This window comes from Xanthomonas sp. LMG 12461 (assembly GCF_009192935.1).
Taxonomy (GTDB): Bacteria; Pseudomonadota; Gammaproteobacteria; order Xanthomonadales; family Xanthomonadaceae; genus Xanthomonas_A; species Xanthomonas_A sontii.
Map to the genome: position 1 here is coordinate 55,890 of NZ_NQYT01000020.1, position 18,764 is coordinate 74,653.

The window sequence follows — 18,764 nt, forward strand, 5'->3', positions numbered from 1 at the left end:
AACGTCGCGGCGTGAAGCTGGCCGCCACCGCGCCGATGTCCGATCATCGCGGTTCCTTCGAACGAGAGTGCAAGCATGGACCTGGGAATCGCCGGAAAATGGGCGCTGGTGTGCGCCGCTAGCAAGGGGCTGGGACTGGGCTGCGCGCAGGCCTTGGCCCGCGAAGGCGTGCACGTGGCGATCGTGGCGCGCGGCCAGGCCGGGCTCGATGCGGCCGCGACGCAGCTGCGCGCGCTCGATGGCGGTGGCGAGGTGGTCGCGGTGGCGGCGGACATCGCCACCGAGGCCGGCCGCGCCGCCGCATTGGCCGCCTGCCCGCAGGTCGACATCCTGATCAACAACGCAGGCGGACCGCCGCCCGGCGATTTCCGCGACTGGGAACGCGAGGACTGGCTGCGCGCGCTCGACGCCAACATGCTGGCACCGATCGCGTTGATCCGCGCCACCGTCGATGCGATGCAGGCGCGCGGTTTCGGCCGCATCGTCAACATCACCTCGGCCGCGGTGAAGGCACCGATCGACAGCCTGGGGCTGTCCAACGGCGCGCGCGCCGGCCTCACCGGCTTCGTCGCCGGGCTGGTGCGGCGCACGGTGGCGCACAACGTGACCATCAACAACCTGCTGCCGGGGCAGTTCGACACCGACCGGCTGCGCGGCAACATCGCCCACGCCGCGCAGCGCGAGGGCATCGATCCCGCCGACCTGGCCGAACGCAAGCGCCGGCAGATTCCGGCCGGGCGCTTCGGCACCGCGGAAGAATTCGGTGCGGCCTGCGCCTTCCTGTGCAGCGCGCAGGCCGGCTACCTGAGCGGGCAGAACCTGCTGCTGGATGGCGGCAGCTATCCGGGGACATTCTGAAGAGCCGGGATTGGGGATTCGGGAGTGGGGATTGGTAAGCCGAGATGCGCCGCGCGTGCGCAGAACGCGGTGATGCAGGTGGCGCTGCTGGCCGCGGCACGACGCGGGCGGCGATAATGCGCGGATGGATCCTTCCGCGTTCGACTCCCAGCACATCCGCCGCGCCTTCGCGCGTGCCGCCGCCAGTTACGATGCCGCCGCGGCGCTGCAGCGCGAGGTGCAGGGGCGCCTGCTGGAATCGCTGGACTACCTCGGCGACCGCGTCCCGCAGGTGGTGCTGGACGTGGGCAGCGGTCCGGCGCATGCCGCCGCGGCGATGAAGAAGCGCTGGCCGCGCGCGCAGGTGATCGCGCTCGACCAGGCGCTGCCGATGCTGCAGCAGGCCAAGCGTCAGGCCGGCTGGTGGAAGCCGTTCGGCCGCGTCTGCGCCGATGCGCGCGCGCTGCCGCTGGCCGAGCACAGCGTCGATGTGATCTTCAGCAATCTGTGCCTGCAGTGGGTCGAGGACCTGCCGGCGGTGTTCGCCGGATTCCGCCGCGTGCTGCGCCCCGGCGGCCTGCTGCTGTGTTCCAGCTTCGGCCCGGACACCCTGATCGAACTGCGCGAGGCCTTCGCCCAGGCCGACCGGACCACGCCGCACGTGAGCCGCTTCGCGCCGATCGCGCAGTTCGGCGATGCGCTGATGCTGTCGGGCTTCCGCGATCCGGTGCTGGACCGCGACGTGTTCAACCTGACCTATCCGGACCTTGCCGCGCTGATGCGCGAACTGCGCGCGATCGGCGCCACCAACGCGCTGCAGGCGCGCCGCCACACCCTCACCGGCCGCGGCCGCTTCGCCGCCGCCAGCGCCGCCTACGAGCCGCTGCGCGGCGCCGACGGCACCCTGCCCAGCACGTGGGAAGTGATCTACGCGCACGCCTGGGCGCCGCCGCCGGGCGCGCCGATCCGCGAGGGCGGCGGCGAGATCGCCGCGGTGCCGCTGTCAGCGATCCCGATCCGCCGCCGCGGCGACTGAGCCGGGCAGCACCCGGAACAGCACCCGACCCTGGTAGGGCGTGCCCAACACCTGCGCCTGCGCCCCCTGCGCAGCGATGCGCGCGGCGACCTGCGCCCAGGCCTCCTGCTTGCACACCCACACCCGCCCGGCGCGCGGTTGCCGCAACACCGTGAGCAGATCGGCGTCGTACTCGGGACCGAAACGCGGCGCGTCGCGCACTGGGTCCAGGCGGATCTTGCGTACCTGCGCGCCCAGCTCCAGGCGCAGGCCGTAGCGCGCCATGTCCTCGACGAACACCACCTCGCGCACCGGCGCATCGGCACGCTGCACGATCGCCTGCGCCCAGGCGCCGGCATCCTTGTGCGTGGGCAGCAGCGCCACGGCCAGTTCGAGCGCCAGCAGCAATCCGCACCAGCCCAGCAGCCACGGCCAGCTCCACGGCGCCCGGCCCTCCTGCGCGCGTTGCCACGCCGCCAGCAACGCCAGCGGCACGAACAGCGGCAGCACGTACAGCGGCAGCCGTGAGCGCGATAGGCACAACACCAGCAGCGGCAGCAGCAGCCACAGGGTCAGCAGCAGCGGCGCGGCCTGCTGCAGGCGCAACGCCGGATCGCGCCACCACTGCCGCAGTTGCCGCGGCAATTGCCAGGCCCAACGCGCCAGCGCCGGCGTCCACGGCAGCGTGCCCAGGACCAGGATCGGCGCATACGCCACCGCCCAGCCGTACCACTGCGCGTTGCGCCCGAACGCATCGCTGGCCACGCGCTTGACCACCTCGTCGCCGACGAAGTACTGCAGCAATCCCGGATGGCCGTGGATCACCGCCAGGTACCAGGGCAGCGCCAGCACCACGAACAGGGCGATGCCGGAGAGCTGCAGCGCGCGCCGCGGCGGCCCCGGCGTCACCGCGTTGAACAGCAGCAGCGCCGGCAGCGGCAGCAGGCCAGGCGGACCCTTGGTCATGAACGCCAGGGCGAAGCCGGCCCACATCGCCGCGATCCAGCGCTTGCCCTGTCCGGGCGGATGCGCCCGCGCTTCGACGAAGGCCCACACCGCCAGGGTCTCGCAGGCGGCGAGCAGGAAGTCGGTGGAAATCCATTGCGCCGCGCCGAACGGGGCCAGCATGGTCGCGTACAGCAGCGCCGCCTGCGCCGGCAGCTCAGGGCGTTCGGGAAACAGCCGCGCGGCCAGGCGCCACACCAGCAGCACGCACAGCAGGTAGGACAGCGCCGATGGCAACCGCGCCGCCCAGGGCGACGGCCCGAACGCGGCGACGCTGGCGGCGATCGCCCAGTAGGTCAACGGCGGCTTGGTCCAGTGCGCCACGTCCTCGCTGCGCCGGGGCGTGAGCCAGTCGCCGCTGTGCAGCATGTTCAGCGCGACATTGGAGTAACGGCCCTCGTCGGCATCCCAGATGCCGCGAGCGCCCAGCAGGGCCAGCGCGAGCGTGCAGGCCAGCAGCGCCACCGCGACGGCCGGGGAACGAAGCAGCGCGCGCATCGGCAATCCTCTCGGTCGACGCGGCGACCATAGTCACCGCGCCTGCGGCCGCAGATGACGGCCGGCAGACAGTTTTGCGACAGCGCGAACGCGCCGGCCTCAGGCCGGCGCGTGGCTCAGGCAGAGACCTGCGCGATCCAGTCTTCCAGGTTGTAGTAGTTGCTCACCCGGGCGATCCTGCCGTCGCGGATGTCGAAGAACGCCCCGCCCGGCAGCACGTAGCGCTGGCCGCGCGCCTCCGGCAGGCCGGTGTCGGTGTGGTGGTATTCGCCATGCACCACGTACTCGGCGGCGGCGCGGCGGCCGTCCTGCGCGGCCAGCACCACGATGTCGTGCAACTGCTCGCGGTAGCTGGCGTTCATGCGCTGCAGGAAGGCGGCGAAGACCTCCTTGCCGGTCTCGCGCGCGCCCTGGTTGAGATCGTGGGCGACATCGTCGGTGAGCATGCCCAGCATGCCGTCCCAGTCGCCGCGGTTGAACGCGGCGTAATAGGCCTGCACCAGGGCGATGGCCTGGTCCTGCGCAGGAACTCCGTGGTTGCTCATGGCTGCCTCCCTCGGGCCGTGGAAAGGCCCATCATACGGCGCGGCACAGCCCTGCGGCGGGCAGCCACCGGCGGCGGCGATGGAGGCACTGGACCTTCTGCAGCCGCAAGCGCCAACGGGGTCGGACACAGCGCGCCAGGCCCGCGATCTTTCGCGACTCGGGACGGCACTGCCACGGGGGGGCACCAAGGCTGCGCGCGCGCTGCGTGGGCGCGCTCCATCGGCCGCGCAGTGCGCGCCTGTTTTGGGCGCCGCCCCATGGGAGCGCCTCCGATGCGACGGCAAACTCGCTTGCACATCCCTCGCAGTCGACACACCCGGCGCTGCGCAACCAATCGGAGGAGTGTGCATGTCTCGCACTGTGGTCCTGTCGCTGTCGCTGTCGCTGCTGCTCGCTGGCTGCTCGTCTGTCCGCTCACCGCCCCAGACTCCAGCCACTGCGGCACCATCGCCCCCGACACTCCTGGACCGCGGCAGTTACGACGTATCGGTGCAAACGCCCTCCCTGGCGCAAAACGAACGCGTCCGTTTCATCGTCCTGCATTACACCGCGCTCAATGACGCCCGTTCACTGAAGGTGCTGTCAGGCCCGGATGTCAGCGCCCATTACCTGGTGCCGGCGCGCCCGGCGCTGGTGGATGGAAAGCCGGTCGTCCTGCAACTGGTGGCCGAACAGAAACGGGCGTGGCACGCTGGCGTGAGCGCCTGGAATGGCCGCAGCAATCTGAACGATACGTCCATCGGTGTGGAGATCGTCAATCTCGGCTTTGCACAGGGCAAGGCCGGCAATCGGCAGTGGTACGCCTTCGCGCCGGAGCAAGTCGCCGCGCTGGTGCCGCTGCTCAACGACCTCATCACCCGCTATGGCATCGCACCGCAGAACGTGCTCGGCCACAGCGACGTGGCGCCCCTGCGCAAGTACGATCCAGGTCCGCTGTTCCCCTGGGAAATGCTCGCCCGGCACGGCATCGGCGCATGGCCGGACCAGGCGAACGTGCGCCGCTACCTGGCCGGGCGCGATCCCAATGCGCCCGGCGATGTACTCGCGCTGCAGCGGGCGCTCAAGCGTTATGGGTACAACGAGGTGAGTGTCGACGGGCGTTGGAGCGGAAAACTGCAACGCATCGTCGCCGCGTTCCAGATGCACTTCAGGCCACGCAAGACCAGCGGCATCATCGACGCTGAAACCGAGAGCATCGCCAACGCCCTGGTCGTCCAGTACGTCGACCCGGCATGGTGAGCGCGCGGGCTCGCATCCGCGGGTCGGCGCGCGCAACGCCAAGACATGCAGGAACCGCGCGCGTGCGACGACCGCGATCCAACGAAGCGCCTGCACGCCGATGACCGTCAGGTCGTGACGGGAGCGCTGCTGTAGCGTCGTCGCCTGCAGCGGCCTCGACCCGGCATCGCCGCTGGTTCGACGGATTCACCCTCGATCTCCGCCGGGATCCCTGCTCGTCCGCCGAGACGCACAGCGGCCCTGCTCCGCGATGTGCGCCCTTGCACGGCCGTGATCGCGCCCGGCCAGAGCGGCTGCATGACGTGCGCGGCCCGCATGGGCCGCGCGCCGGCCTCGCCATCACCTCGTGTACGCGACCGTTGCGGTGGCGATTGATTCGGGTGCGCTCGGCAGCGGCCGGCGCCAGGGAATGCGCCGTTGCGTACCGCACCCCGCAGGTTCAGGCGCCGGGGACCACCAGGTCGCGATGGAAGAAGTACAGCTCTTGCAGCAGGAAGCGCCAGCGGGTCTGGAAGCTGCGGAAACGGCTGCTCGGGGTCGACGACGCCAGGGCGTCGATCTGCAGTTCCTGGCACAGCCGCAGCGCCCGTGCCATGTGCAGCGGATCGCTGACCACGATCACCCGGTGCAGGCCGTGTTCGCGCATCAGCCGCCGCGCCTCGATCAGGTTCTGCCGGGTGGTGCGCGACACCGTCTCGATCAGGATCGCGTCGGCCGGCACGCCGTGGCGCAGCGCGTAGCGCCGGGCCACCTGCGACTCGGCGAAGCGCGCGCCGTTGCCGAAGCCGCCGGTGAAGATCAGGGTCGGCGCGTAGCCGCGCTGGTACAGGTCCAGGCCATGACGGATGCGCTCTTCGAACACCGGCGACGGCTTGGCGTCGTAGGCCGCGGCGCCGAGCACGATGATCGCGTCGGCCGGCGCCGCCTGGTCGCGGTCGCCGACCCAGACGATGTAGATCGCCACGCCCAGCAGCCACAGCCCCAGCAGCGCCGCCAGGCGCACCAGCCAGCGCAGCCAGCGGAAGCCGCCCCGCGCACTCATGCCGCGCCCCACGGCAAGGCGTCCAGGTCGACGTTGCCGCCGGACAGGATCACCCCGACCCGGCGCCCGGCGAAACGCGCCGGCTGCGCCAGCACCGCCGCCAGGGCGATCGCCGAGGACGGCTCCACCACCTGCTTGAGCACCTGCCACAGCAGCCGCATCGCCGCCACGGTCGCCGCGTCCTCGACCACCAGCACCTCGGCCTGGCCGTGCAGCAGGGCGAAGTTGGGTTCGCCGAGGGTGCCGCGCAGGCCATCGCAGAGCGTGTCCGGGACCATGTCCAGGCGGCGCTCGCCGGCGGCCAGCGAGCGCGCAGTGTCGGCGGCGCCGGCCGGCTCGGCCAGCAGCAACTGCGCCTGCGGCGCCCGCGCCGACAGCGCCAGGCGGCTGCCCGCGGCCAGGCCGCCGCCACCGACCGGCACCACCAGCAGGTCCAGTCCGCCGCTGGCGTCCAACAGTTCCAGCGCCGCGGTGCCCTGCCCGGCGATCACCGCCGGATCGGCATAGGGGTGCACCAGGGTCGCGCCGGTATCGCGCTGCACCTGCGCGCACAGCGCCTCGCGCGCGGCGATGCTGGGCGCGCAACGCCACAGCGTGGCGCCGTGGCGGGCGATGTTGGCGAGCTTGGCGGCGACCGCGCCTTCCGGCACCACCACATGACAGCCGATGCCGCGGGTGCGCGCAGCCAGGGCCAACGCCGCGCCATGGTTGCCGGAGGAATGGGTGACCACCCCGCAGGCCGCCTGCGCCGGGTCCAGCGCCCACACCGCGTTGCAGGCACCGCGGAACTTGAAAGCGCCACCGCGCTGCAGGTGTTCGGCCTTGAAGTACAGCTGCGCGCCGGTGGCGGCATCCAGCGCCCGCGAACGCAGCACTGGGGTCGGCCGCGCGTGCGCGGCAATGCGTGCGGCGGCCGCCAGGACGTCGCCGAACTCGGGCAGAAAACGTGAGACCATGCGCGAAAGGGTAGCGTATCGTCGCCAACGTGCAGCGCCCGCGACTCGCGCCGGTTCGCCGTCGTTGCGCGCAACTTAAGCGTTCAAGTGCAGCCGATGAAGTTAAGGGGGGATTCAATGCCACGGACCGAACCTGTCAGCCAGCCTGCTGGAGGGCAAACGCCATGAAACTGCGCCTGATCTGCGCCGCTGGACTGCTGGCCGCACTGGGCGGCTGTGCCACCTACGATTACGCCGGAGGCGGCGAGGGTGGCTACTACCGTGGCGCCCCGTCGGTCGAATACCGCTACCCGGCCGGCTACTCCGAGTACTACTCGCCCTACGGCGCGGTGCCCTACTACGGCTACGGCCCGTCCTATTACGGCTACTACGGGTACGGCGTGCCGTATTACTACTACCGTGGCTACGATGGCCCGCGCCACCGCCCGCCACCGCGTCCGCGGCCGGACGACGGCGGCTCGCGGCCGCCGCCGCCGCCCAGCGTGGGTGGTCGGGTACCGACGCCGTGGCGCGACATGGACCGCCTGCGCCGTCCGGACGCGCTCAATTCGGCACCGCGGCCGCAATCGATGCAGCCGGCCCGGCCGGCGATGCAGCGTCCCGAGGGCATGCAGCGCCCGCCGGCGCCGCGCCCCGGCAATATGGGTCGCAGCAATGGGACACGTCGCACACTCGAACCCTAAGAAAGGGCTTGCGTTCGCCTGTCCCAGCACGCACTCTACGTTCTACGGGGTGACCGCCTGCGTCGCTTTATGACCCGAAGGGGTCGACCCCACCGTCTATGTCGATGTCCGACAGGGAAATCTGGATCCCCCCTGTTCCGGCCCTGTCGGGCGTCGGCGCCTCACAACGAAAAGCCCCGGTCCGCCGGGGCTTTTCGCGTTGGGGCCTTGCCATTGCTGGCGTGGCGCCGGCGACCGGCGAAAAACGGGCATAAAAAAGGGCCGGTAGTCCCCCGACTACCGGCCCCCAGCTCCCCCAACGTGCGCGTGACTGGCCCCTGTTCCAATTCCAGTCATACGCCCCTGACGCATTGCCACGTTGGGTGCAGTGGGAATATCTGCAGATTGCGTGCCAACTTGAGGCCCGGATCCGCAATTTGTGATGCAACCGCTAAAATTCCTGTTCACACCCTGGGCGACGTCCCGTGTCGCCCCCTGCCGCCGGCCCCGCGCCGGCCGACGAGACCCCGATGAGCGATTCCTTCTACCGCCATGACGTGATCGTGATCGGCGGCGGCCATGCCGGCACCGAGGCGGCGCTGGCGTCCGCGCGTGCCGGCGCGCGCACCCTGCTGCTGACCCACAACGTGGAGACGGTGGGGGCGATGAGCTGCAACCCGGCGATCGGTGGCATCGGCAAGGGCCACCTGGTCAAGGAGATCGACGCGCTGGGCGGGGCGATGGCCCACGCCGCGGATCTGGCCGGCATCCAGTGGCGGACCCTCAATGCCTCCAAGGGCCCGGCGGTGCGTGCGACCCGCTGCCAGGCCGACCGCAGCCTGTACCGCAGCGCGATCCGGCGCCTGGTCGAGGCGCAGCCGAACCTGACCGTGTTCCAGGCCGCGGTGGACGACCTGGTCATGGACGGCGAGCGCGTGCGCGGCGTGCTGACCCAGACCGGGCTGCGCTTCGAGGCCGCGGCGGTGGTGCTGACCGCCGGCACCTTCCTGGCCGGCAAGATCCACATCGGCCAGACCCAGTACGCCGGCGGCCGCGCCGGCGATCCGCCGGCCACCGCGCTGGCGCAGGCGCTACGCGACGGCCGCTTCGGCGTGGACCGGCTCAAGACCGGCACCCCGCCGCGCATCGACGGGCGCAGTCTGGACTACGCGGCGATGGAGGAACAGCCCGGCGACGATCCGCTGCCGGTGATGTCGTTCCTGGGCGAGGTGGCGCAGCATCCGCGCCAGGTCTCGTGCTGGATCACCCACACCACCGAGCGCACCCACGCCATCATCCGCGGCGCGCTGGACCGCTCGCCGCTGTACACCGGCCAGATCGAAGGCATCGGCCCGCGCTACTGCCCCTCGATCGAGGACAAGGTGGTGCGCTTCGCCGAGAAGGCCAGCCACCAGATCTTCGTCGAGCCGGAAGGCCTGGACGTGGTCGAGATCTACCCCAACGGCATCTCCACCTCGCTGCCGTTCGACGTGCAGCTGGAGCTGGTGCGCTCGATCCGCGGCTTCGAGCGCGCGCACATCACCCGCCCCGGCTACGCCATCGAGTACGACTTCTTCGACCCGCGCGGGCTCAAGGCCTCGCTGGAGACCAAGGCCATGCCTGGGCTGTTCTTCGCCGGGCAGATCAACGGCACCACCGGCTACGAGGAAGCCGCCGCGCAGGGCCTGATCGCCGGCCTCAACGCCGCGCGCCAGGTGCGCGGGCTGGAGCCGTGGTCGCCGCGCCGCGACCAGGCGTACATCGGCGTGCTGATCGACGACCTGATCACCCACGGCACCAGCGAGCCGTACCGCATGTTCACCAGCCGCGCCGAGTACCGGCTGCAGCTGCGCGAGGACAACGCCGACGCGCGCCTGACCGGCATCGGCCACGACCTGGGCATCGTCGACACAACGCGCTGGGCGCGCTTCCAGGCCAAGCAGGAGGCGGTGGCGCGCGAGAGCGAACGCCTGCGCGCGCTGTGGGCCACGCCGGGCAACGCGCTGGGCCGCGAGGTCGCGGCGACGCTGGGCGTGGCGGTGAGCCGCGAGACCACCGTGCTCGACCTGATCAAGCGCCCGGAGCTGGACTACGCCGCGCTGATGCGGGTGCCGTCGCTGGGCCCGGGCGTGGCCGACGCGCAGGTGGCCGAGCAGGTGGAGATCGGCATCAAGTACGCCGGCTACCTGGACCGCCAGCGCGACGAGATCGCCCGCCAGCAGCGCCACGAGGACACCCCGATCCCGCCCGCCTTCGACTACGCGCAGGTGCGCGGCCTGTCGGCCGAAGTGCAGCAGAAGCTCGAGCGCGTGCGCCCGCAGACCGTGGGCCAGGCGCAGCGCATCCCCGGCATGACCCCGGCGGCGATCTCGCTGCTGCTGGTGCACCTGGAACGCGCGCGCCGCAGCCGGGTGGCGTGATGACGCCTTCGAACGACGCTGCAGCGACCGCGCCCTCCGCCTCGCCCGACATGGCGATCCACCCGATCGCCGCCGACAAGCGCGCTGCCGTGCTCGCCGCGCTGCAGGACATCGAACAGCGCCACGACGTCCGCATCCTGCTAGCCTGCGAATCCGGTAGCCGCGGCTGGGGCTTTTCCTCGCCCGACAGCGACTACGACGCGCGCTTCGTCTATGTGCATCGGCCGGACTGGTACCTCACCGTCAACGAACGGACCGGGCCGGGCGAACCGCAGCGCGACGTGATCGAGTTGCCGATCGACAGCGACCTGGACGTCAGCGGCTGGGATCTGCGCAAGGCCTTGCGCCTGGTGTCCAAATCCAACCCGACCTTGCTGGAGTGGCTGCAGTCGCCGGTGGTGTACCGGCAGGACGCCGCGGCCGTGGCGACGCTGCGGGAGATGGCCGAGCGCTTCTATTCGCCGCTGGCGACCTGGTGGCATTACTTCAACATGGCCAAGGGCAACTACCGCGGCTATCTGCGCGGCGAGCGCATCCGCACCAAGAAGTATTTGTACGTGTTGCGGCCGGTGCTGGCCTGCCAGTGGATCGAGCGTGGGCACGGCATGCCGCCGATGGCCTTCGCGTCGCTGCTGGACGCCCTGGTTCCCTCTGGCGCCCTGCGCGAGGCGATCGATGCCTTGCTGGACAAGAAACGCGCATCGGCCGAAGTCGAAGACGGCCCGCGGATTCCGGCGATCAGCGATTTCCTGGACGCGGAGTTGCAGCGGATGGAGGCCAGCGCACCGCCGCTGCCGGCAGGCAGCGGCGATCAGCGCGAGCTGGACGAGGCGTTCCGGCAACTGCTGGGCATCACTCCGCGCTGAGTGCGGGGCGGCAGACCGGCCGCGCGTCACCGTGCAAATCAGCGGCATCCGCGCTGCGGGCTGCCGATGTCACCCAGTGGCCAGCCCGCGTAGGAACGGCTTCAGCCGCGACCTGGGCGTGTCGGCAATTCCCCGTCGCGGCTGAAGCCGCTCCTTGTTTTTCCCTTCTCCCCTCGGGAGAAGGTGCCCCGAAGGGGCGGATGAGGGTACGGATGGTGCACTAAGGTCCGGAGGCGGCGCTGCGCTCCCGGACCCTCACCCCAACCCCTCTCCCGGGGGGAGAGGGGCTTTGACTACGGAAGCCGACGCATCCGCGCGACTGGCACATGGTTCCAGACGAAGCAGCGCGTGCCAGCGCCGGCGGCGGTTGCCGGAAGGGGGTACGCGCTGCGGTTGGACTCACTCTTGCGCGGCCACCGGCAGCAGCCGCTGGCGCAGCAGCAGCGCGGCCAGGTCCAGGGTTTCGCCGGCCACGCGCATCACCCTGCCCATGTTGATGAAGCCGTGGATCATGCCGGGGTGGACGCGCACCAGGGTTTCCACACCCGCCTCGCGCAGGCGCTGCGCATAGTGCAGGCCTTCGTCGTGCAGCGCGTCGCGCTCGGCCAGCACCACCAGCGCCGGGGCGACGCCGGCCACGTCCGGCGCCACCACCGGGGAGATGCGCCAGTCCGATGCCAGCGACGGGTCCGGCAGCAGCTGGCGGTCGAAGTAGCGCATCGCCGCTTCGGTCAGCGGCGGGATGCCGGCGTTGTGCACGCGCGAGGGAAAGGGATTGTCCGGGCGCACGTCGGTCAGCGGATAGATCAGGATCTGGCAGCGCAGGGCGATGCCGGCATCGCGTGCGGCCAGTGCGGCGCTCGCCGCCAGGGCGCCGCCCATGCTGTCGCCGGCGATGGCCAGGCGCTGCGGATCGGCGCCGACCTCGGCCGGGTGTGCGGCCAGCCAGTGCACCACCGCGATCACGTCCTCGATGCCAGCCGGCGCAGGATGTTCGGGCGCCAGCCGGTAGTCCACCGCCAGCACCTGGCAGCCGGCGCGTGCGGCCAGTTGCCGGCACACGTCGTCGTGCGAGTCGAGGTCGCCGACCACGCCGCCACCGCCGTGTGCATAGAGGCAAGTGGGGGCGGGGCCGGCGTCGAGGCCGTGCGGGCGGTACAGGCGCAGCGGAATCGGGGCGGCCGGGCCCGGTGCCAGCAGGTCGCGGACCTCGGCCATCTCCACGCGTGGGAAACCGAATTGCGCGGCGACGCCGCGCATCATCGCCCGCGCCTGGGGCAAGGGCAGTTCCTCCATCGGCGGCTGCCCGGACTGCTGGGCCTGGGCGAAGAAACGCACGACGTCTGGATCGAAATACATGGGTGGCCCTCCCGGGGCGGCTGCGCAAGCGGCGTCGGGCGGATTGTTATGCTCGATAACCATTTCCGCAAATAAGCGAACCGGAACGCCGATGCGCGGTAGCCGACGGGTCAGCGGCAGGCGGCCGATCGTCATGGCACGGATGCGCGTGCAATGCAGGCGCGGCGAGGCATTGCGCAGCTTGGAGCACGCGCTGGCGACGGACGCGCACGCGGTGCCGCCACATTGCGGCGCAGCATGGACTTGCGCGCTGCGTGCCGGAACGCGGCTCAGTCGTCCTGCGCGGCGGCTTCGCGGCCCTGCTGGCGGATGATGGCCTCCTGCCGCGCGTCCTCGATCGAGGCGCGCACCGCGCGCACGTCGGCGCGACGGGTGTCGAAGGTGAAGCGGCCGGTGAGCGCGCTGTCCGGGCGCAGCGTGCCCTTCTCGTACAGCGCCCACATCTCCTCGCCGTAGTGGGTGGCGTTGAGCTCGGGCGCGAAGCGGCCCAGGCAGTCGCGCAGGTTGTGCACGTCGCGCAGCAGCATGCTGCGGGCGGCGTTGTTGCCGGCGGCGCTGACCACCTGCGGGAAGTCGATCACCACCGGGCCGTCGGCGCCGACCAGCACGTTGTATTCGGACAGGTCGCCGTGCACCAGGCCCAGGCACAGCATCTTCACCACGTCGCCGACCAGCTGCGTGTGGAAGGCGCGCGCCTGCTCCGGTTCCAGTTCCACCTCGCCCAGGCGTGGCGCGCTCTGCCCGTCGGCATCGGTGACCAGGTCCATCAGCAGCACGCCGTGGAAGTAGCCGCGCGGCTGCGGCACGTGCACGCCGGCGTCCACCAGCTGGTACAGGGTGTTGGCCTCGGTGTCCTTCCACGCGGCTTCCTGCTCGCGGCGGCCGAACTTGCTGGCCTTGCCGATCGCCCGCGCCTGGCGGCTGCCGCGCACCTTGCGCCCTTCCTGGTACTGCACGCGGGCCTGGAAGCTGCGCTGCGCCATGTCCTTGTAGACCTTGGCGCAGAGCACGTCGTCGCCGGCCTGGACCACGTAGACCGCGGCCTCCTTGCCGCTCTTGAGCGGGCGCAGCACGCCGTCGATGACGCCATCGTCGATCAGCGGCTGCAGGCTCGGGGGGATCTTCATCGGGTGCGGCATACCTGGAGTGAGTCGCCGCGATTATGGCCCAAGGCTGGCGTGGTGCCCGGCGTGCCGGTACGGCGCGACCGTGTCGCCAACGCGCCGAAGATACGTACGGAGCGGCTTGCGGCCTGTGCGACGAACGATTGGGCGGCGCGGCGGCGCCCGGCATTTGTCTACGACGGCCGCCGAGGTGTACCGCCGCGTTCAGCTTTCAAGACGGTGGCGCAGGGCTGTCGTGTTGTTTGCGGCGAGGACGCGCGCGAGGCGTTGCCTGGGTGGATGGTTGGATAGGCGTTCGACTGCCGTCGCGTCGGGACTGAAGTCCCTCCCACAGGAAGCGCCTCCCGCACTGGGAAACCGGACGTCGCATGCTTGCGCACGGTCAGGTTCCGTCATGAACACGGCAGTACGGCGGCTGCCGTGTTGGTTGCCACGGGGATGTCGCATAGGGCCTCGCCTTGGTCGACGGTTGGACGGCATCCAACTGTCCTGCGTCGGGACTGAAGTCCCTCCCACAGAAGAGCGTCGTGCGTGGCGACGCTTCTGCATGCTCGTGCCAGCCTCAGGCTGGCCTCAAGCTCGCCGCAGGCCAGCCCAGGCCCGGCCTCGCGCTGCCTCGGTTCCGGCTCAGGGCGAGGCAGCGACCTGGGCCTGGGCGTCGGCGCCGCCGCCGAGTACCTGGTACAGAGTGACGCGGTTGCTGGCGTCCTGCAGGCGCAGCGCGATCAGCGCCTGCTGCGCGGCGAACAGCGAGCGTTGCGCATCCAGCACCGGCAGGTGGCCGTCCAGGCCGGCGCGGTAGCGCGCGTCGGCCAGGGTGTAGCTGCGCTGGCTGGCGTCGACCAGGGCCTGCTGCGCGGTCAGCTGCGCCTGCAGGTGGTCGCGCGTGGCCAGGGCGTCGGCCACTTCGGCGAAGGCCGACTGGATCGCCTTCTCGTACTGCGCCACGGCGATGTCCTTGCCGAGCTTGGAGGCGTCCAGCGAGGCCTTCAGCGCGCCGGCGTGGAAGATCGGCGCGGTGATGCTGGGCACGAACGACCAGGTGCGGCTGCCGGCGGAGAACAGCGTGGACAGCGCATCGCTGCTGCGCCCGGTCGAGGCGGTGAGGCTCAGCGACGGGAAGAACGCCGCGCGTGCGGCGCCGATGTCGGCGTTGGCCGCCTGCAAGGTGTGCTCGGCGGCGAGCACGTCCGGGCGCTGCAGCAGCACCGCCGAGGACAGGTGCGCCGGCAGCGGCGCCAGCGCCACGCTGTCCTGCATCGCCTGCGCGGTGGGCAGCAGCGCTGCGTCCACCGGCGCGCCGACCAGCAGTTGCAGCGCATCGCGCGCCTGCGCCAGTTGGGTGGCGGCGCTGGCGACGGCCACGCGCGCCGACTCCACGCTGGTCTGCTGCTGCGCCAGGTCCAGCCCGGACGCGCTGCCGATGCTGTGGCGGCGCTCAGTCAATTGCAGGGTCTGGGCCTGGCTGTCCAGGGTCTGCTGCGCCAGCGCCAGTTGCGCCTGGTCCGCGCCCACGGTCAGCCACGCCGCGGCGACCTGGGCGACCAGGGTCAGGCGCACGTTGCGCTGGTTTTCCGCACTGGACAGCCAGTTCTGCAGGGCTTCCTGCTTGAGACTGCGCAGTTGCCCGAACAGATCCAGCTGCCAGCTGCTGAGCCCGACCTGCAGGGTGTCGCTGGTGCTGACCTGGGAGACGCCGTCGTCGTTGCTGGCGGCGCTGGTACGGCTACGGCTCATGCTGGCGTTGGCGTCGAACGACGGCAGTTGCGCGGCGCGCTGGATGCGGTACTGCGCGCGCGCCTTGTCGATGGACAGCACCGCCACGCGCAGGTCGCGGTTGTTCTGCAAGGCCAGCGCGATGGTCTGGCGCAGCCGCGGATCCAGGAACACCTGCTGCCAGTCCGGCATCGCCAGCGTGTCGGTGGCGGCGCCCGCGGCGGGCGCCGCGTCGACCGCGGCCAGGTCGGCCGGCACGGGTGCCGCCGGGCGTACGTAGGTCGGCGCCAGGGTGCAGCCGGACAGGGCCAACAGCGTGGCCACCGCCACGCTCATACGGGTCAACGCGCTCATGCGTGCGTCTCCGGGTGGGCGACCGCCGGTCCCGGGAACATCCGGCGCACGATCACGTAGAACAGCGGCACGAAGAACAGGCCCAGGGTGATCGAGGCCAGGGTGCCGCCGGTGACGCCGGTGCCGAGCGAGTGGCGCGCGGCCGAGCCGGCGCCCTTGCTGAACACCAGCGGCAGCACGCCGAGCAGGAACGCCAGCGAGGTCATCAGGATCGGCCGCAGACGCATCTGCACCGCATGCAGGGTGGCGGCGAGCAGACTTTCGCCGCGGTGCTCGAGGTCGCGCGCGAACTCAACGATGAGGATGCCGTTCTTCGCCGCCAGGCCGACCGTGGTCAGCAGGCCGACCTGGAAGTACACATCGTTCTCCAGGCCGCGCAGGGTCATCAGCAGCACCGCGCCGAACACGCCCACCGGCACCGCCAGCATCACCGCGAACGGGATCGACCAGCTCTCGTACAGCGCCACCAGGCACAGGAACACGAACAGCAGCGAGATCGCGTACAGCGCCGGCGCCTGGTTGGCCGACAGCTTTTCCTGGTAGGCCATGTCCGACCAGGCGTAGCCAAAGCCGTGCGGCAACTGCTTGCTGAGTTCGGCCATCGCGTCCATCGCCGCGCCGGAGCTGACCCCGGGCACCGCCTGGCCGGTCAGCTCCATCGCCGACACGCCGTTGTAGCGCTCCAGCGCCGCCGGCGCGCTGGTCCAGTGCGAGCGGGTGAACGCCGACATCGGCACCATGTCGCCGCCGCCGTTGCGCACCGTCCAGCGGTCCAGGTCCTGCGGCGCCATGCGTGCATCGGCATCGCCCTGCACGTAGACTTTCTTGATGCGGCCCTTGTAGATGAAGTTGTTGACGAAGTCGCCGCCGAGCGCGCTGTTGAGCGTGGCGTTGATGTCGCCCGGGTCCACGCCGAGCGCCTGCGCCTTGGCGTCGTCGATCTTGACCGCGTACACCGGCGCGTCTTCCAGGCTGGCGTAGCGCACGTTCATCAGCTTGGGATCGTGCTGGGCCAGCCGCAGCAGCTTGTCGCGCGCGGCGACCAGGGCGGCGTGGCCGGCGCCTTCGTAGTCCATCAGTTCGAAGGTGAAACCGGAGGCGTCGCCAAGGCCGGTGATCGCTGGCGGCGAGGTCACGAACAGTTCCGCGTCGGGCACGTCGGCCAGCGCCTTGTTCAGATGGTCGGCGATGGTCGCCGCATCGTCGTCGCGGTCGTCCCAGTCCTTCAGGCGCACGAAGGCCATGCCGACGTTCTGGCCGGCGCCGGTGACGCTGAAGCCTGCCGAGGACAGCACCGAGCGCACGCCCGGATCCTTCAGCGCGGCCTTGGTCAGCCGGTCGGTCACCGCCAGGGTCTGCTCCAGGGTGGAGCCGGCCGGCAGCTTGACCAGCACGTTGAGCATGCCCTCGTCCTCGTCGGGCAGGAACGCACCGGGCAGGCGCCACAGCAGCAGGCCGGTGACCGCGATCAGCAGCGCATAGGCGAGCAGGCCCAGCGCGCGCTTGCCCAGCACCCGTTCGACCAGCGTGCGGTAGCGCTCGGACAGGTGTCGGAAGCGGGTGTTGAACCAGATGAAGAACCAGCCCAGGCGCCCGTGCGAGCCGATCGGCGCCTCGCCCTGGTGCAGCGGCTTGAGGATGGTCACGCACAGCGCCGGGGTCAGGGTCATCGCCACCAGCACCGACAGGATCATCGAGGCGGCGATGGTGATGGAGAACTGCCGGTAGATCACGCCGGTGACGCCGTTGAAGAACGCCATCGGCACGAACACCGCGGTCAGCACCAGCACGATGCCGACCAGGGCGCCGCCGATCTGCTGCATCGAGCGCAGCGTCGCCTCCTTCGGCGGCAGGCCCTCCTGGCCCATCACCCGCTCCACGTTCTCCACCACCACGATGGCATCGTCGACCAGCAGGCCGATCGCCAGCACCATCGCGAACATGGTCAGGGTGTTGATCGAGTAGCCGAACGCGGCGAGCACGCCGAAGGTGCCCATCAGCACCACCGGTACGGCGATGGTCGGGATCAGGGTGGCGCGCCAGTTCTGCAGGAACAGGTACATCACCGCCACGACCAGCAGCACCGCCTCGATCAGGGTGATGACCACTTCCTTGATCGAGGTGGTGACGAACGGCGTGGTGCTGAAGGCGATGTGGTAGTTGAAGCCGTGCGGCCAGTACTGCTTGAGTTCCTGCAGGCGCTGGTCGATGGCCTTGGAGGTCTCCACCGCGTTGGCGTCGGAGTTGAGCTCGATGCCCAGCGAGGCCGAGGGCTTGCCGTTGAAGCGGGTGATGCTGTCGTAGGTCTCCGGGCCCAGGCCGATCCTGGCCACGTCCGACAGGTGCACGGCGGCGCCGCTGGCATCGCTCTTGAGCACGATCGCGCCGAACTGCGCCGGGGTCTGCAGGCGGCTGCGGGTGGTCACGGTGGCGTCCAGGCGCTGCCCGCGCAGCGCCGGCTGGCCGCCGATCTCGCCGGCGGACACGTCGGTGTTCTGCGACTGCAGCGCGTTCTCCACGTCCGAGGGCATCAGCGCGTACTTGCGCAGCTTCTCCGGGTCCAGCCAGATGCGCATGGCGTATTCCGAGCCCATCGGCTGGATGTTGCCGACGCCGCTGACGCGGCTGATCTGGTCGTCGATGTTCGATTCCATGTAGTTGGCGACATCGAAGTTGTCCATGCTGCCGTCGTCGGAGGTGAACGCCACCACCTCGAACAGCGAGCCGCTGGACTTGGTGATGACCAGGCCGTTCTGCTGCACCGCCTGCGGCAACACCGACATCACCGACTGCAACTGGTTCTGCACCTGCACCTGCGCGGTGTCGGCGTTGGTGCCGGTCTCGAACACCAGGTTGACCTGCGCGGTGCCGTCCGAGGCGCTGGTGGAGGTCATGTACAGCAGGTGGTCCAGGCTCTGCTGCGACTGCTCGATCAGCTGGGTGACGGTGTTTTCCACCGTCTGCGCCGAGGCGCCGGTGTAGGTGGCGCGCACGGTGATGGTGGGCGGCGCCATGTGCGGATAGCGTTCGACCGGCAGCCCATGGATGGCCAGCATGCCGATCAGGACGATGACGATGGCCATGACCCAGGCCACCACCGGGTGGTTGACGAAGAAGCGCGACAT

The 18,764-nt window shown here is 70.6% G+C and carries 14 protein-coding genes; 6 read left to right on the plus strand and 8 right to left on the minus strand.

What is annotated here, in order from left to right; genetic code table 11:
* Window positions 1–75 precede the first annotated feature (75 nt).
* On the plus strand, window positions 76–858 hold the full coding sequence (locus CEK68_RS05715) for an SDR family oxidoreductase (RefSeq protein WP_152238810.1): 783 nt from the start codon (window positions 76–78) through the stop codon (window positions 856–858).
* A gap of 124 nt (window positions 859–982) precedes the next feature.
* A complete protein-coding gene (bioC, locus tag CEK68_RS05720; protein WP_043094308.1) occupies window positions 983–1,873 on the plus strand; it encodes a malonyl-ACP O-methyltransferase BioC in 891 nt (296 codons plus the stop codon).
* Here the strand turns inward: bioC and CEK68_RS05725 are convergent.
* Together CEK68_RS05725 and CEK68_RS05730 are read right to left on the minus strand one after the other, a co-directional pair.
* On the minus strand, window positions 1,841–3,355 hold the full coding sequence (locus CEK68_RS05725; protein WP_152238811.1) for a glycosyltransferase family 39 protein: 1,515 nt from the start codon (window positions 3,353–3,355) through the stop codon (window positions 1,841–1,843). The genes bioC and CEK68_RS05725 overlap by 33 nt on opposite strands.
* A 116-nt stretch (window positions 3,356–3,471) precedes the next feature.
* Complete coding sequence (locus tag CEK68_RS05730) at window positions 3,472–3,900, minus strand: ketosteroid isomerase-related protein (protein WP_017914487.1); 429 nt, start codon at window positions 3,898–3,900, stop codon at window positions 3,472–3,474.
* Window positions 3,901–4,249: 349 nt separating this feature from the next.
* On the opposite strand from CEK68_RS05730, the gene CEK68_RS05735 reads away from it, so the two are divergent.
* Window positions 4,250–5,140 carry an N-acetylmuramoyl-L-alanine amidase gene (locus tag CEK68_RS05735; protein WP_043094302.1) on the plus strand — a complete coding sequence of 297 codons (891 nt, stop codon included), beginning with the start codon at window positions 4,250–4,252 and terminating at the stop codon, window positions 5,138–5,140.
* Window positions 5,141–5,579: 439 nt separating this feature from the next.
* On the opposite strand, the gene CEK68_RS05740 is transcribed toward CEK68_RS05735, so the two are convergent.
* The gene (locus CEK68_RS05740) at window positions 5,580–6,182 is read right to left on the minus strand and encodes a YdcF family protein (protein ID WP_193312549.1); all 603 of its coding nucleotides are present in this window, start codon (window positions 6,180–6,182) and stop codon (window positions 5,580–5,582) included.
* Window positions 6,179–7,138 carry a pyridoxal-phosphate dependent enzyme gene (locus CEK68_RS05745; RefSeq protein ID WP_152235890.1) on the minus strand — a complete coding sequence of 320 codons (960 nt, stop codon included), beginning with the start codon at window positions 7,136–7,138 and terminating at the stop codon, window positions 6,179–6,181. Before CEK68_RS05745 ends, CEK68_RS05740 begins: the two co-directional genes overlap by 4 nt.
* Before the next feature lie 164 nt (window positions 7,139–7,302).
* Here CEK68_RS05745 and CEK68_RS05750 point away from each other — a divergent pair, with 164 nt between their 5' ends.
* The 3 genes from CEK68_RS05750 (at window position 7,303) to CEK68_RS05760 (ending at window position 11,086) form a co-directional block, all read left to right on the plus strand.
* Window positions 7,303–7,821: a hypothetical protein gene (locus tag CEK68_RS05750; protein ID WP_152235889.1), complete on the plus strand. Its 519-nt coding sequence runs from the start codon at window positions 7,303–7,305 to the stop codon at window positions 7,819–7,821.
* A 509-nt stretch (window positions 7,822–8,330) separates the two neighbouring features.
* Window positions 8,331–10,220, plus strand: a complete 1,890-nt coding sequence (gene mnmG / locus CEK68_RS05755) for a tRNA uridine-5-carboxymethylaminomethyl(34) synthesis enzyme MnmG (protein WP_152238812.1) — start codon at window positions 8,331–8,333, stop codon at window positions 10,218–10,220.
* Window positions 10,220–11,086, plus strand: coding sequence for a nucleotidyltransferase domain-containing protein (locus tag CEK68_RS05760; RefSeq protein ID WP_226977774.1), 867 nt, complete (start codon window positions 10,220–10,222; stop codon window positions 11,084–11,086). Before mnmG ends, CEK68_RS05760 begins: the two co-directional genes overlap by 1 nt.
* Window positions 11,087–11,485: 399 nt before the next feature.
* On the opposite strand, the gene CEK68_RS05765 is transcribed toward CEK68_RS05760, so the two are convergent.
* The 4 genes from CEK68_RS05765 to CEK68_RS05780 form a co-directional block, all read right to left on the minus strand.
* Window positions 11,486–12,445 carry an alpha/beta hydrolase gene (locus tag CEK68_RS05765; protein ID WP_152238813.1) on the minus strand — a complete coding sequence of 320 codons (960 nt, stop codon included), beginning with the start codon at window positions 12,443–12,445 and terminating at the stop codon, window positions 11,486–11,488.
* Between the two features lie 269 nt (window positions 12,446–12,714).
* Window positions 12,715–13,572, minus strand: coding sequence for a PA4780 family RIO1-like protein kinase (locus CEK68_RS05770; protein ID WP_017916317.1), 858 nt, complete (start codon window positions 13,570–13,572; stop codon window positions 12,715–12,717).
* Between the two features lie 624 nt (window positions 13,573–14,196).
* A complete protein-coding gene (locus CEK68_RS05775) occupies window positions 14,197–15,639 on the minus strand; it encodes an efflux transporter outer membrane subunit (RefSeq protein WP_152238814.1) in 1,443 nt (480 codons plus the stop codon).
* On the minus strand, window positions 15,636–18,764 hold the full coding sequence (locus tag CEK68_RS05780) for an efflux RND transporter permease subunit (protein ID WP_152238815.1): 3,129 nt from the start codon (window positions 18,762–18,764) through the stop codon (window positions 15,636–15,638). The genes CEK68_RS05775 and CEK68_RS05780 overlap by 4 nt, the downstream gene beginning before the upstream one ends.

Bases quoted from the DNA above. Each gene is read 5' to 3' on its own strand.
- CEK68_RS05715 (WP_152238810.1), top strand. From the start codon at position 76: ATGGACCTGGGAATCGCCGGAAAATGGGCGCTGGTGTGCGCCGCTAGC.
- bioC (WP_043094308.1), top strand. From the start codon at position 983: ATGGATCCTTCCGCGTTCGACTCCCAGCACATCCGCCGCGCCTTCGCG.
- CEK68_RS05725 (WP_152238811.1), bottom strand. From the start codon at position 3,355: ATGCGCGCGCTGCTTCGTTCCCCGGCCGTCGCGGTGGCGCTGCTGGCC.
- CEK68_RS05730 (WP_017914487.1), bottom strand. From the start codon at position 3,900: ATGAGCAACCACGGAGTTCCTGCGCAGGACCAGGCCATCGCCCTGGTG.
- CEK68_RS05735 (WP_043094302.1), top strand. From the start codon at position 4,250: ATGTCTCGCACTGTGGTCCTGTCGCTGTCGCTGTCGCTGCTGCTCGCT.
- CEK68_RS05740 (WP_193312549.1), bottom strand. From the start codon at position 6,182: ATGAGTGCGCGGGGCGGCTTCCGCTGGCTGCGCTGGCTGGTGCGCCTG.
- CEK68_RS05745 (WP_152235890.1), bottom strand. From the start codon at position 7,138: ATGGTCTCACGTTTTCTGCCCGAGTTCGGCGACGTCCTGGCGGCCGCC.
- CEK68_RS05750 (WP_152235889.1), top strand. From the start codon at position 7,303: ATGAAACTGCGCCTGATCTGCGCCGCTGGACTGCTGGCCGCACTGGGC.
- mnmG (WP_152238812.1), top strand. From the start codon at position 8,331: ATGAGCGATTCCTTCTACCGCCATGACGTGATCGTGATCGGCGGCGGC.
- CEK68_RS05760 (WP_226977774.1), top strand. From the start codon at position 10,220: ATGACGCCTTCGAACGACGCTGCAGCGACCGCGCCCTCCGCCTCGCCC.
- CEK68_RS05765 (WP_152238813.1), bottom strand. From the start codon at position 12,445: ATGTATTTCGATCCAGACGTCGTGCGTTTCTTCGCCCAGGCCCAGCAG.
- CEK68_RS05770 (WP_017916317.1), bottom strand. From the start codon at position 13,572: ATGAAGATCCCCCCGAGCCTGCAGCCGCTGATCGACGATGGCGTCATC.
- CEK68_RS05775 (WP_152238814.1), bottom strand. From the start codon at position 15,639: ATGAGCGCGTTGACCCGTATGAGCGTGGCGGTGGCCACGCTGTTGGCC.
- CEK68_RS05780 (WP_152238815.1), bottom strand. From the start codon at position 18,764: ATGTCGCGCTTCTTCGTCAACCACCCGGTGGTGGCCTGGGTCATGGCC.